The 14,912-nt window shown below is 52.5% G+C and carries 6 protein-coding genes; 5 read left to right on the plus strand and 1 reads right to left on the minus strand.

Going from position 1 to position 14,912, the window contains the following annotated elements:
- The first annotated feature begins 51 nt into the window (after positions 1–51).
- Complete coding sequence (locus HP398_RS13680) at positions 52–966, plus strand: COX15/CtaA family protein (RefSeq protein WP_017251554.1); 915 nt, start codon at positions 52–54, stop codon at positions 964–966.
- A 496-nt stretch (positions 967–1,462) separates the two neighbouring features.
- Here the strand turns inward: HP398_RS13680 and HP398_RS13685 are convergent, their stop codons facing one another.
- Positions 1,463–2,212: a hypothetical protein gene (locus HP398_RS13685; protein ID WP_173622855.1), complete on the minus strand. Its 750-nt coding sequence runs from the start codon at positions 2,210–2,212 to the stop codon at positions 1,463–1,465.
- Between the two features lie 172 nt (positions 2,213–2,384).
- Here HP398_RS13685 and HP398_RS13690 point away from each other — a divergent pair, with 172 nt between their 5' ends.
- Genes HP398_RS13690 through addA form a run of 4 tightly spaced genes read left to right on the plus strand, consistent with a single transcriptional unit; the run spans position 2,385 to position 14,588 of the window.
- Positions 2,385–3,626: an exonuclease SbcCD subunit D gene (locus HP398_RS13690; protein ID WP_017251552.1), complete on the plus strand. Its 1,242-nt coding sequence runs from the start codon at positions 2,385–2,387 to the stop codon at positions 3,624–3,626.
- Complete coding sequence (locus tag HP398_RS13695) at positions 3,623–7,273, plus strand: AAA family ATPase (RefSeq protein ID WP_173622856.1); 3,651 nt, start codon at positions 3,623–3,625, stop codon at positions 7,271–7,273. Before HP398_RS13690 ends, HP398_RS13695 begins: the two co-directional genes overlap by 4 nt.
- 15 nt (positions 7,274–7,288) lie before the next feature.
- Positions 7,289–10,786, plus strand: a complete 3,498-nt coding sequence (gene addB / locus HP398_RS13700) for a helicase-exonuclease AddAB subunit AddB (protein ID WP_173622857.1) — start codon at positions 7,289–7,291, stop codon at positions 10,784–10,786.
- A complete protein-coding gene (gene addA, locus HP398_RS13705; RefSeq protein WP_173622858.1) occupies positions 10,755–14,588 on the plus strand; it encodes a helicase-exonuclease AddAB subunit AddA in 3,834 nt (1,277 codons plus the stop codon). Before addB ends, addA begins: the two co-directional genes overlap by 32 nt.
- Positions 14,589–14,912 lie beyond the last annotated feature (324 nt).

A 14,912-nucleotide genomic window follows, 5' to 3' on the forward strand; every position in this document is an offset into this window, starting at 1 on the left:
GACATAGAACGAGGTGTTGTTTGATCCTCACAAGAAACAGGGTGAATTACTATGGAAAAATGGCTGAAGCCGTTAGCTTTTCTTGCTACCTTGATCATGTTTATCGTGATGGTAGCCGGTTCGCTTGTTACCAAGACAGATTCAGCACTCGGCTGTGGAAATGACTGGCCGCTGTGCAACGGAAAATGGGTTCCGGAATACACGTTGGCATCCATTATTGAATATTCTCATCGCCTGATTACAGGTGTTGCCGGTATTGTTGTCGTGATTTTCTCTGTACTTTGCTGGCGCTATTACAAAGGCAACCAAGAAGTTCGCAATCTCGCTATTTTTGGTTTGTTTTTCATCGTAGTGGAGTCCATTCTCGGCGCTTCTGCCGTCATTTGGCCACAGTCCTCATCTGTTTTGGCTCTGCACTTCGGATTCTCCTTGCTTGCTTATTCAGGCGTGTTCTTATTGAGTGTGTTCGTTTATCAGCGGGAAAAAACGCAAAGCTTGGTGAAAACGACCGTCTCAAAAGGCTTCCGCAACTGGATGTGGTTCGTCGCTACTTATACGTACGCTGTTGTTTATCTCGGAGCGTATGTCAGACATACGGGTTCAAGTATGGCATGCAGTGACTGGCCGCTGTGCCAGGGACAGATTATCCCAGAGTTGTACGGACAGACTGGTATTCATTTTGCCCACAGAATCGCTGCGATGGTGTTGGGATTCTTGTTGTTGGGGACAATGATTTACTGCATACGTCATTTCAAGGAAAAACGGCGTGACTTATACGGTGCGAGTATCCTGAGCTTTATTCTTTGCATCGCGCAGGTGTTCAGCGGTGGCTTCGTCATTATTTACAAGCTTCACCTGTACGCTACGCTGACTCATTCCATGATTATCACCATTTTGTTCGGGATCATCTGCTACATGTGCTTGCAGACATTGAAGTCACCGACAAATGAAAAGCTGAGAAGATAATAATGAGGAAAAGCTGCGCTCCTAATTCGTGGAGGGCAGCTTTTTTATTATATAGCTGTAGTGGTGGGGAAGAAGCGCATTTCCAGTCAACGCTTCAGCCTACACCCTGCAAGGGGGATTCACTGTCCGCTCCGAAATGAGTGGCAGGAGCGCTTCAAACGTTGAAGTTTCGAGGAAGGATCTCATAAGTGAAGCTGAAATTCCCTGCCATTCATTTCTGCGCTGGGTAGGGCTCCAGAGGCGCTTGGACTGGAAATGCACTTCTTCCTACGCGACTTTTTATTAAACGTCTTGTGAGTAAATTCAAGAAGCTCCTTGTCATACTTTCACAATGATGTAAAAGCATCGAATCAGATACACAGCTGTTGGGAAGACCTGTCACATGTTCGGAAGGAGACCGCCCGAACGAAGAGAGGAAAAAGGCGACTGGAGAACATGTGGCAGGTCTTCGCCCCCACCACAATCGATAGAGGACATCGAATTACAGACCGTCAGGCTATTGCCCAGACGGTTTTTCCACATTCATAGGAACAAAAACACCATTTTCCCAACGATAAATTTGCACAGCAGTCTCAGGCTTGCCCGGCAGCAGTTCACCTGTATCCGGGTTTAGCTCCTGCTTCGTTTGCCAGTGGTAGAGCAGTGGTTTTGCTTCGTCATCATGTACGATTTGATAACTGCCGACCGTCCGGAAAAGTTGACCACCCGGCACGGAAACCGTTTCCCGCAGCAGTCCTTCCCATGCTTTGACCAAACGACCTTTGTCCAAATACCACAGATTCGCCTGGTAGACCGATATGCCTGATCCGCCAGTATGCTGGACGGTTTCAAATACTCGTTTTTCTGCGAGTAGACGCGGTTCAACTTCAGTGTTCTTATCAATCTCGGAGTAATTTACTTCACGTGTATAGTCCCAATGATCCAATTGCAGGCGCGGTGGATTCCATTCCTCTTCCGCGATGAGGGCATACGTACGATCAGGCTTTTGATCCAAAACGTAAAAACTCCCGATATGTACGCTGCCGTTATGCTTGGCGGCAATTTCTGGTTCCGGGTCATCATCGAGATTGACGAGTTGAAAATCAAAGTTGTCGGAAACAACTGGATTTTTGGCTTGCTTGTTAATCCAATCCATTATTTGGGTCTTGGTAGGCTCTCTGGAGGCAAGGGAAGAGGGGGCAGTGAGGACGAGACTGGAGACGGCAAGTCCTACTGTCAGGGTGAGCAACAGGCGGGAATTACGCAACGGTAACGAGCTCCTTTCCGGGATGAGATCGATCAATCGCGACCTTTTCAGTTGGAAGACGAGCAGTCAGGAGCAAAAGTAACGGGGAAGTGGAGTAAATTTCAACCGCGAACCGCGCTGTCTTTTGTTACAATGAAAAGCAAACACATGATCGTGGAGAGTGATAGTAGACATGCGGATATTACATACAGCCGACTGGCATTTCGGGCGGCAGCTGGAAGGGCGGGACCGACGGATAGAACAAACAGCTTTTGTGGACGAGCTCTGTCACATCGCTGATGAGCGGGAAGTGGATTTGGTGCTCATTGCTGGGGATGTGTACGATTCGGTCAATCCGCCTGCTTGGGCGGAAGAGCTTTTTTATGATGCATTAGAGCGCTTGTCTTCGGAAGGCAGGCGAGGTGTTGTCGTGATCGCGGGGAACCATGACCAGCCTGAGCGGGTGCGGGCAGCAGCGCCGCTTGCCACAAAGCACGGAATTGTATTGTTGGGGTTGCCGAAGGAAGCGCCATTGCTGACGCAGGAAGCATCGACTGATCGCGTGCAACTTGTGCAGGGAGGCCCTTCTTGGCTAGAAATGAAGATTCCTGGCTGCGCAGCGAATGCGGTCATTTTGGCTTTGCCGTATCCTTCTGAATCGCGATTAAAGGAGCTGTTGAGCGAAAGCTTTACCCAGGAGCAGATGCAGCTTGCTTTTTCCGAGCGCATTGCACAATTGCTTGCTGATCTGTCTGTTCATTTTCGTGAGGATACGGTCAACCTGGTCACGAGCCACTTATTTGTCATGGGCGGTAAGGAAACAGATTCCGAGCGACCGATTCAAATTGGGGGAGCGTTGACTGTATCACCGCAGGCTTTTCCGAAGAACGCTGATTATGTGGCGCTCGGCCATCTCCATCGACTGCAAAAGCTCAGTGACAAGCCGTTGGTGCGTTACAGCGGTTCACCGATTTCGTACAGCTTTTCCGAAGCAGGTCAGAGCAAGGCAGTCGTACTGGTCGAGGTGGAGCCAGGGCAAGAAGTGCGTGAGGAGATCATTTATTTGACGAGCGCACGGCCATTGGCACGTTGGAGGGCGACGGAGGGAATTGAGCAAGTCGAGCGCTGGTTGGAAGAGGGACGCGATGCAGGGGCGTGGATTGACTTGGAGCTGCATGTATCTGGCGTGATCGACCCGGCAGAATTTCAGCGTGTCCGCAAGCTTTCGGATGATTTTTTGAAAATACAACGTGTTGTCGTGAGGGAAGAGCGTGAGGAGGAAGAGGAGCAGCGGGTCGAGCTGACAGAGCTGACGTCCGATCAATTGTTCAAACGCTTCTATGAACGGAGACGGGGAGCAGAGCCGGATGAGCAGCTGGTGGCCTTGTTCCAGCGTCTATTGGCAGAAACCGGAGGAGAGGGGGAAGAAGAGTGAGACCGATACGATTGAAGCTGGCAGGGATGCACAGCTACAGAGAAATGCAAGAGGTCGATTTCGAAGTGCTATGTCAGGCGGGACTGTTTGGGATATTCGGTCCGACTGGAAGCGGGAAATCGACAATCTTGGACGCGATCACGCTAGCGCTGTACGGGCAGGTCGTCCGGTTGGGCGGGGGAAACCATCCGAAAGAAGTGCTGAACCAGCTGGAGCAGCGCGTATTTGTGTCCTTTACCTTTGAGCTGGGGACTGGCGATGAGCGCAAGCAATATACGGTGGAACGGGAATTTGGCCTGGATAAAAAGGGGAACAAGAGACAACCGGAAGTAAGGCTGATTCAGTCGGGAGCCTTGACCGGAGAGCCGGATGTCGTATTGGAATCCAAAGCCACGTCCGCGACTGCCGCGATTGAGGCGCTGATTGGTCTCACTTTGCAGGACTTTACCCGGGCGGTCGTTTTGCCACAGGGGCAATTTTCCCGTTTCTTGACGCTGAAGGGCAGTGAGCGCAATGAAATGCTGCAACGAATGTTCCGCCTACATATTTATGGGGAAAAGCTGAGCGAGCGCGTACGGCACGCGTTGGAGCAGGTCAAGGAACAGATGCATCGCTTGCAACTGGCGAGTGCAGCTCTGGGTGACGCAGGTCCGGAAGCCTTGGAGCTGGCGAGACATACATGGGAGGAAGCTGCACAAAAAGAGCAGGAATTCACCCAGCAAAAACAGGAGCTGGCCGGGAAGCTAAAGGAGCTGGAGCAGCTGAACCAGTGGCATCAGGAGCTAGTGCAAGTCCAGGCGCAACTACAGCAGCAGGAAGCAAATGAAGCGGAAATGGCATCCCTAACCGCGAAGATTCGCGAATGGGAGTCGAGTATTCGATTGTGGCCATTACTCCAGCAATATGAGCGTTTGGATCAGGAATGGCATGCGACCGGTACGGCATTGGAACGCAGCCGCGAACAACAGGAGAGTGCTCGTTTGGCCGTAGATGAGGTAGAGCAAGCGTATCAGAAGGTTCATGCCGAATTGGCTGTACAGGAGCCGTTACTGATTCAGCAAAAGGGCAGGCTGGTACAGGCACAGGAGTGGGAAGAGGAGCTAAAGGCGATCCGGGAAGAGTGGACAGGTCTGGAGCGAGAGTGGAATGAAGTGTCAGTCGCCTTGACCAACATCGAACAACAGTTGGAAAAGGATGAAGCCGAATTAAAAAACTGGGAGCTAGCGTGGGCGGATCTGCAAGAACAGATGAAGCAGGTCACGATCTCTCCAGAATGGCGAGCACAAATAGCGGCAGCCAGAGAAGCGAAGCAGCAGTGGGAACGGGACTATGCCAAGGTACGTGAGCTGGAAAAAGAACAACTCGCAGCAGAGGAGCACATCCAGACGGCAACCCATACGGCCGATGAGAACAAGCGCAGCTGGGAAGTGTGTGCGAATCGGTTGGCACAAAAAAGAGAAGAGCTGGCAGCACCTACCGACTCGGCTTTGATGAGTGAAGCAGAATGGGAGAAAGCAAGAAATGTACTGGCAGACATGAAGCAGGTAGGGCGCCAGTGGCGGGAAGTATTGCAGGCTTTCTCATCATGGCAGGAGAAGTCGCAACACATCGTCCAGGAGCGTAAGCAGTTGGATGAGCGCAATCAAGAGCTGACTCGGGCAGTAGAGACAAGCGAAGCGCTTGTGAAGAGTCAACTGGTCCAACGAGATGAGCTGCGCCAAGAATGGGAACGCTGGCAGCAGGAAAACATGGCGCGATTTTTGCGCGAACGTTTAGAGGAAGGCAAGGAGTGTCCGGTATGTGGTTCCGAACACCACCCACACGGGCACCAGAACCATACAAAAGCGTCTGAAGTGGGGACGGAGGGTGATTCCCTGCGTGCCCGAATCAAAGCGTCAGAAGAGGCTTTGCGTGCGGCTGAGCAAGAAGCAGGCAAGACCAAGGAAGCTTGGTTGGCAGCGAAGGGAGCGCTTGCTGCTTTTGATGAGCGCCTAGCAAGCGTAAAGGCTGAACAGGAACAGCTGGAAGCGCGCTTGGAAGCGATCAAGGCAGAGTGTCGCGGGTACGGACAGCCTTGGATCGTGGATTCTTTTGAAGAGCTACTCGGAGTCTATCAGCGCGAGGAAAAAGAACGGATCGCCAAGCAAGCGGAAAGAGAGCGACTAAAAGCAGAGCGTGAGCAATTGCAGCAGCAGCTGGAGGCCTTGCGTGAGGAAGAAGCGGAAAAGAAACGCTTGATGGAGCGGAGCACGCTGTTGCTCGAGCAGGCACAGAAGGCAATCAATGACAATAAAGCTCGCCTGGACGCTGCATCCATGCAAGAAAAGCATGCAAGAGAAGAGCTCGACAAGAAACGCAATGAGCTTCCCATCGAGGAAATCGAACAGCGGTACGAGGAAATCGGAAAATCAGATCGCCGTTTAGCAGAACTACAGCAGGTACGATCCGAGAAAGAAACGCTGCGCGGAAAGCTGACGATGCAAGTAGAAGCCGCCAAGTCGCGTAAGGTAGAGGGCAAATCACGGGAAGCGGCGCTGAAGGAAAAGCTTGAAGATAGAAAGCGCATGTGGGAACAAAAACATGCCCAATGGCTGGAACGCACGGGAGGACTTACTGCGCAGGAGTGTCTGATGCGGGTAGAGGATTCTCTCCTCGGTTTGCGTCAGGCAGTCACGTTGGCAGAGACAAAGCGCAAAGAGACCGCCGAGGCCCGGGAAACGGTGCAAAACAATCTGGTCAAATATTCGGAGACGTTGGCCATCCTCACACGGCAACGTACGGAAGCTCACGAGACATTGTACCAAGGCTTGCAAGAAACAGGTCTCGGCACTGTCGAGTATGTACGGGAGCGGTACGCAGAGCGCGAGCAATTGCCACAGGCACAGGAACAAGTCGAGGCTTACACGCGAATCGCAGGGCAGCTTCGTTACGAGGAAGAAAGGCTACAGCAAGCAGTAGCAGGCCGTTCGTTTACGCAAGAAGAGCTCACCACTGCAAAAGAGGCATGGGAGCAATGGGAGCAAGCCTTCCAGGAGGCGCAAAAGCAAGTCGCTGTCGCCAAAGAGCACGTGGATCGCATGGAAAAAAATCATGACAAATGGCAAGAGCTTCATAAAGAGATGGTACAGCAGCAGGATGAGCAGAGCCGCTTGGAAGAGTTGAAAAAGTTGTTTGAAGCCAAGGCGTTTGTCCAGTTCATTGCGGAGGAAAAACTGGTATCAATCGCCAGAGACGCTTCGTATCACCTGAAGCGGATGACCGCCAATCGTTACGGGCTGGAAATCGGCGACGAGGGCGAATTTGTTTTGCGAGATGAAGGAGCTGGAGGAATGCGCCGTCCAGTAAGCACATTGTCTGGCGGGGAAACATTCCTGACTTCCTTGTCGCTGGCTCTTGCCCTGTCGATGGAGATTCAAATGCGTGGCGGCCGCCTGGAGTTTTTCTTCTTGGACGAAGGCTTTGGGACACTCGATCCGGAGCTATTGGAAGTCGTTATGGATGCGCTTGAACGACTGCGCATGGACGATTTTACCATCGGGGTCATTAGCCACGTCCCGGAAATACGTGTGCGCATGCCGCGTCGTCTGGTCGTGACACCAGCAGAACCGATGGGAAAAGGCAGCATGCTGCATCTGGAAATGGAGTAGGGAAGGGGAAAAATCATGGCAGTCCAATTTATACTGGGACGGGCAGGAACGGGGAAGACAGAATCGATTCATCGGCAGATGCAAGCCCGGCTACGGGAAAAGCCGTTGGGTTCGCCTATGATTCTGCTCGTACCGGAACAGGCCAGCTTTCAGGAAGAGTATGCGCTCGCCACACTGCCAGAGCTAGGCGGTGTGATGGGGACACAAGTGCTCAGCTTCGGTCGATTGGCTCACAGGCTCATGCAGGAGCTGGGCGACCTGATTACCGTGCCTGTTGACGATCTGGGCAAGCATATGGTTTTGCGCATGCTTTTGGAGCGGCACAAGGAAGAGCTGAACGTATTCGGGCGCTCGGCGACACAGCCTGGGTTTGCTTCTCAGCTCGGTCGCTTGATTAGCGAGTGCAAATCGTATGGGGTATCCTTCACCGATTCCGAGAATCTGGAGTGGGGAGGAGCCAATCTCAATCAAAAAATACATGACCTTCGCTTGATTATGAATGCGTACGAGGCTTACTTGTCGGAGGGGTATTGTGATGCGGATGACATCCTGAACCGAGTGGCCACAATGGTACGTGATTCCATGTACATCAAGCAGGCTGAAATATTTATCGATGGCTTTACCGGGTTTACGAATCAAGAGCTGCGCTTGATCGAACAGTTGATGCAGCACGCCAAGCAGGTGACGATTGCGCTGACGCTTGACCCGAATGAACGGGACGCCTCTGTGGATGAACTGGGGCTGTTCCACCCTACACTGCGAACATACCAAGCCTTGACACTGATGGCGCGTGAATCGGGTGTCTCAATCGCCAAGCCGCTTTTATTGACCGAGGCACAGCGATTCAAGAGCAGTCCATGGCTGCGTCAGGTCGAACAAGTGTATTTCCAATGGGGAGACCCGCCAATCCCGGATCAGCCCGGACGTTCGGACGAAGTGACGATGCTCTCAGCAGTGAACAGGCGAGCAGAGGTAGAGGCTGTGGCGCTGAAGCTCCTGACTCTGTCGAGAGAAGAGGGGTATCGCTGGAAGGACATGGCGATTTTGCTTCGGGAAATTGGTACGTACGCTGACGAGATTTCGGCTGTATTTACCGAATACGGCATCCCGCACTTCTTGGACCAGAAGCGCTCTGTCATGCACCATCCCTTGGTCGAGCTGGTGCGCTCGGCATTGGAGGTCATTGTCACAAAATGGCGCTACGACGCTGTTTTCCGCTGCTTGAAAACAGACCTGCTCCTGTTGGATATCACCGATGAGCATACAGCCCGGAAGGAAATCGACCGACTGGAAAACTACGTGCTGGCTCATGGTGTCTTTGGTTATCAATGGGCAGAAGAATCTGCTTGGCATTTCCGCGGGCAAGCTGGCGCTGAGGAAGACGCGAAAATCGATGAGTTGAGACGCAAATACGCAGCGCCGCTCCTGTTCTTTGAAAAAGAGATGAAGCAAGCAACGGGCAATAACGTACAGGAAATGACTCTTGCCCTGTACAATCTTCTGATCGCGCTGGATGTGCCTAACAAGCTAGAGAATTGGCAGAGGAAGGCAGAAAATGACGGTGATCTCGATGCAGCACAGGTGCACGGGCAAGTATGGACGGGATTGATCGAGCTGATGGATCAGGTCGTGGAGGTCATGGGCGACGAGAGCATGGATCTGGCGACATTTGCTCGTGTGCTCGACAGCGGTCTGGAGACGATTGAATTGGGACTCGTTCCCCCGGCGCTGGATCAGGTGCTGATCGGGGCCATGGAGCGCTCCCGTCAACCGGATGTCAACGCTCTGTTTTTGCTTGGCGTTAACGAGGGCATTATTCCGTTGCGTCCAAAAGAAGAAGGAATTCTGGATGAGGCGGAACGTGAGCGACTGGCTGAAATGGGCATGTCGCTGGCACCGAGTGCAAAGCAACGGCTGATGGCTGAGCCTTACCTGCTGTACCAAGCGATGACGAGACCATCGGAGAGACTAATCCTGAGCTGTGCGTTGGCAGATGAAGAGGGCAAGGCACTGCTGCCCTCCTCCGTGTTTACACGCATCCGGGAAGTGCTGCCGGATATCCCGCATCAGGTGTTTTATAACGAACCGACGGGGCAGCACGAGACCGATGCATTCTTGCTCGGTCATCCGAGACGTGTGTTCCGCCACCTGTTGACGCTATTGCGATCTATGAAGAAAACAGGAGAGCTGCCAGATTTCTGGTGGGAGGTATACGATTGGTATATTCGTACCTCTTCCGATGTCAAACGGGAGCAGTGGCTGTTGTCCGGCTTGCGTTACTTCAATCGGCCGCAGGAGCTGGATTTAGAAACGAGCACGACCTTGTACGGCAAACAACTAAAAATGAGCGTGTCTCGTCTGGAGCGGTTCCAGTCATGTCCGTTCTCGCATTTCTCTTCCCACGGTCTCAGATTGGCAGAGAGAACGATGTACAAGCTGGAACGTTTCGATGTGGGAGAGCTGTTCCACGCATCACTCAAGCGAGCCGTTGAAAAAATGAACGAAGACAATCTGGAGTGGAGCAAGCTGACGGAAGACAATAGCATGCAGCTTGCAAATGTGGTTGTAGAAGAACTGGTTCCTGCGACTCGCAGCAGCATTTTGACGCGGACTGCCCGGTATCGTTATTTGTCCGGCAAGCTGAAGCGAGCAGTTGGCCGCGCGATTTACGTACTCGGGGAGCATGCGAAGCGCAGCCGTTTTGCACCAGTAGGACTGGAGGTTTCGTTTGGGCCAAGTTCAGATTTACCGGGATTGGCTTTAACACTTGAAAATGGCGTGGAGCTTCAGTTAATCGGACGAATTGACCGCGTTGACCAATCACTGGATAGTGAGGTCCCGTATTTGCGCGTGATTGACTACAAGTCCAGTCCCAAGCAGCTGTCTCTCTCCGACGTGTGGAATGGCCTGAACTTGCAACTGCTCGTCTATCTGGATGTCGTCGTGGCAAATGCGGAGGAATGGCTGGGGAAAAAAGCCGAAATGGGAGGCGTTTTCTACTATCAGGTAGCCGATCCTTTTGTGACGGCAAAACGCTTGCTAACGGCTGACGAAGCGGCAAAGGAGCGGGCAAAGCGCTTGCGCATGAAAGGCTTGATGCTCGCAGACCCAGAGCTGGCACGAATGATGGATGGCTATGTAGAGCAAGGGGCGTCAGAGCTGGTGCCATTTGAAATCAAAAAGGACGGAACGCTTTCGTCGCGATCATCTGTGGCAACAGCCGAGCAATTCCAAGCCTTGACCTCCTATGTTCGCGATACTGTAAAGCAAATCAGTACGCGCATGACCAACGGGGAAATCCAGATCGAACCGTACACAAATGGGACGATGACCGCTTGCGATTACTGTTCGTACAAGCCTGTATGCAAGTTTGACGGAGATGCAGGCGGGAATGAGCACCGACAGCTTGCCAAGTGGAACAACAAGCAAATATGGAGCATGCTGGCAGAACAGCAGATGGCAGGAGAAGGAGGAATGACCGATGGCGGATCAACAATTGCAGGCCAAGCCTGAACAATGGACGGACGAGCAATGGCAAGCGATTATCCAGCGCGGGAATAATCTCCTGGTGGCAGCGGCAGCAGGCTCAGGGAAAACCTCTGTTCTGGTTGAGCGGATTATCCGACGGATCATGGACGAGAAGGACCCGGTTGGAGTCGATCAGCTGTTGGTGGTGACCTTTACCAATGCGGCAGCGGCTGAGATGCGTCACCGGATTGGCGATGCATTGCGAAAAGCATTGAAAGATGACCCGCACTCTTCTCATCTGCGTCGACAACTGGCGCTGCTTCAGCGGGCGACGATTACGACGCTTCACTCGTTTTGCTTGGGGATTTTGCGCCAGTATTACTATCTGATTGAACTCGATCCTGATTTTCGCATTGCCGATCAGATGGAAGGCGAGCTTTTACGGCAGGATATCTTGGAGGAACAGCTGGAGAGCTGGTATGAGAATGACGTGGATTTTCATGCATTAGCTGATGTGATGCTGGACGGTCAGGACGATCATGCTCTCACCATTTTGCTGCTCAGACTGTATGAGTTTTCACGCAGTCATCCGGCACCAGAACAATGGCTCGGGGAAGCGGCTGGAATGTTTGCGGTTCACGATAAAAACGGTCTGGACGGACTGGAGTGGACCAGAAGCGTGCTGCGTTCTGTGGAGCTGGCACTCGGTGGAATGACGGCTAAGATGCGCAGGGCAGTTCTATTGGCAGGCTCACCGGAAGGGCCTGCTGGCTATTTGCCTTTGCTTGAGGCGGAAGCAGCTGCCCTAGAGCGTGCTGGAGCGGCTTGCATAGATGGCTGGGAAGCGACTGTCGGAGCTGTCCGAGGAGTTGTATTTGCCAAGCTGCCTCCAGTGAAAGGTACAGATCCGCTCGTGAAGGAACAGGTGCAAGACCTGCGAAACAGCGTGAAAAAGGAACTGGCAGAGCAAATCGAGCAATACTTTTCTACGACAGCCGAGCAGTACGTTGCGGATTTGCAGCGGATTGCTCCTCACATGCAGACATTGGCAAGACTGGTGACAGCATTTTCGGACGCATTTCAATTGGAGAAGCGCTCGCGTGGCTTAGTCGACTTTGGCGACTTGGAGCATCTTGCTCTGCGCGTTTTAACCGAAACGAATGAGTCTGGGGAGACTGTTCCATCGTCTATCTCGACCCAATTGCGTGAACAGTTCGCTGAAGTGCTGGTAGACGAATATCAGGATATCAACCTCGTGCAGGAGACCATCTTGCAAATGGTTTCCCGAGACGGAGCGGATGGTCAGCCAGCGAATCGCTTCATGGTAGGTGATGTGAAGCAGAGTATTTATCGGTTCCGCTTGGCAGAGCCGAAGCTGTTTCTCGAAAAATATGTGACCTATCAAAAAGATAGGGACGCTGACGAAGTGTGCATCGGACGGCGTATTGATCTGGCGGCAAACTTCCGCAGTAGAAGAGAAGTCGTAGATGCCGTTAACTTTTTGTTTCGTCAGATCATGTCTCACGGGGTAGGTGAGATTGGTTATGATCCTTCGGCGGAGTTGATCAACCGTGCGTCTTATCCTGAAGCACAGCCGAACCGTTTGCAGGCAGAGATGCATCTGATCGACCGGAATACAGCGATAGCAGAAGAAGGTCAGGTGGTAGTTGCCGAGTCGACAGATGAGGGCGAAGCAGGTATTCCCGAGACAGAAGGAGAGTCCGCAGAGGAAGCGAGTGTAGCACAGCTGGAAGCGCGACTGATTGCCAGCCGCATTCGACGTTGGATGGAGCCAGGCGAGGGAGAAGAGCCACTGCTCGTTTTCGATAAAAAGGCTGGGGGAATGCGTCCGCTGGCCTATCACGATATCGTTATTTTGCTTCGTGCGACCTCAGGCTGGGGGCAGACAATGCAAGAGGAGCTGCACGCGGCAGGAATTCCCGTGTATGCGGAGCAGACTGCGGGTTATTTCGCGGCGACGGAGGTAGAAACGATGCTCTCCTTGCTGCGTGTCATTGACAACCCGCTCCAAGACATTCCATTGGCAGCTGTATTGCGGTCTCCTATCGTGGGCTTGCGGGAGGAGCAACTTGCTCAAATCCGCATTCACTACGCGACAGGGCCGTTTCACCAAGCCGTACTCCAATATGCAGAGGAACGCCCGGCCCAAGAGTCGTGGGAGAAAAGGCTGCGACAGTTTTTTGGCCGATTGGATCTATGGCGGACAGAGGCTCGCAGAGGTGCTTTATCGGAACTGCTGACGATGCTATACCGGGAGACGGGCTATCTCGATTATGTGGCGGCTCTGGAAAACGGTCAGCAGCGACAGGCCAACTTGCGTGCGCTCTATGATCGTGCGAGACAATACGAAGCTGGCTCCTATCGAGGTTTGTTCCGCTTTTTGCGCTTTGTCGACCGTCTGCAAGAGGCGGGCAATGATATGGGCGAAGCAAGAACCATCGGAGAAAACGAGGATGTCGTACGAATCATGACGATCCATAAAAGTAAGGGGCTGGAGTTCCCAGTTGTTTTTGTGGCGGGTATGGGCAAGCAGTTTAATACGATGGATTTGAAAAGCCAGTTTTTGCTGCATAAAGATCTGGGCTTTGGCCCGATGGCAATCGAGCCCTCCATGCAGCTGCGCTATCCGAGTCTGGCTGCGCTAGGCATCCGGCAAAAGCTACGTCGGGATATGCTGGCAGAGGAAATGCGTGTGCTTTATGTGGCTTTGACGCGTGCACGCGAGAAGCTCATTCTTGTTGGTTCATCGAAGGATCTCGCAAAAAGTGTGACGGACTGGGGCAGACAGGATGACAGCGAGCGGCTCAGTGACGAAGATTTGATACAGGCAAAAGGTTACCTGGATTGGGTAGGGCGTGCGATGCTTCGACATCCTGGCGCAGGATTGCTGCGGGCATATCCAGAGCAACAAGGCTCAGGAGATGTCGTGAGAGTCAGAAGTGTGCAAGATGATTCGGTTTGGTCGTTTCATTTCTATCAGGCAGATGAGCTCCGTGCTCAAGGAGAGTCAATCAACGACGATGCGTCTCTGTGGGAGCGTATGACCAGACGAGAGGCGATTGAGGAACGGCCGTCTGATCACACGTTGCGAGAGATTGTAGACACGAGATTAGGTTGGCAGGACCCGCATCCTATTGCGCCACGCGTCGCTGCGAAATGGAGTGTCAGCGAACTCAAGCGACATGCCAAAGTCAGCAAAGGCGGACAGCCACTCACACTGCCGTCGATTACGGAAAAGCCAAAGTTTTTGTCTGAGCAAAAATCCAATCGACTGACAGCAGCAGAAAAAGGGACAATCACGCACTTAGTGTTCCAGCATCTCGATTTGAAGCGTCCGCTGGATGAAGCGGATATTCGGGAGCAGGTGATGGCACTCGCGGCACGTCGCTTTTTGACTGACGAGCAGGTACAAGCAGTAGATGTTCCCCAGATCGCCCGATTCTTCGCTGATCCTTTGGGGCAGCGAATGAAGGCGGCGGCGGTCGTGCATCGTGAATTACCATTTACCCTCGTGCTTCCTGCTTATGAAGTAGAAGCGGAGTTAGGTGAAGAAAGCAACGAGCAGGTTGTCGTTCAAGGGGTCATTGATTGCCTGTTGGAGGAACAGGATGGAAGCCTCGTCCTGATCGATTTCAAGACAGATTGGATGGCAAAAGAAGCGACTGCCGTAGCCATCGAAGAGATGAAAAGAAGATACGAAGGCCAGATCAGGCTATACGTTCGGGCGATTAAGCAGATCATCAAGCCAAAAGGGAACGTGTCTAGTTTTCTTTATTTACTCTCAGGTGGATTCTCTCTTTCGTTTTTGGATGAAAGCATGGATTAGTATGTTGGACCGTCAGGGTTAGCTCTGGCGGTCTTTTTGTTAGTTACTGCTACTGTAGTGGAGGAAGAAGCGCATTTCCAGTCTACGCTTCGGCCTACGCCCCACAAGCGGGAATGACTGTCCGCTCCGGAATAAATGGCGGGAGCGCTTCAAACGTAGAAGTTTCGAGGAGGTAGTCCATAAGTGAAGCTGAAATTCCCCGCCATTTTTTCCTGCGCTAAGGTGGGCTCCAGAGGCGCTTTGACTGGAAATACACTTCTTCCTACGCGGCTTTGGTTAATAAATGCGAAAGTAAATTCGAGGAGGCTACTTTGACCTGCCCAC

It is taken from the genome of Brevibacillus sp. HB1.4B (assembly GCF_013284285.1).
Lineage (GTDB): Bacteria > Bacillota > Bacilli > Brevibacillales > Brevibacillaceae > Brevibacillus > Brevibacillus porteri.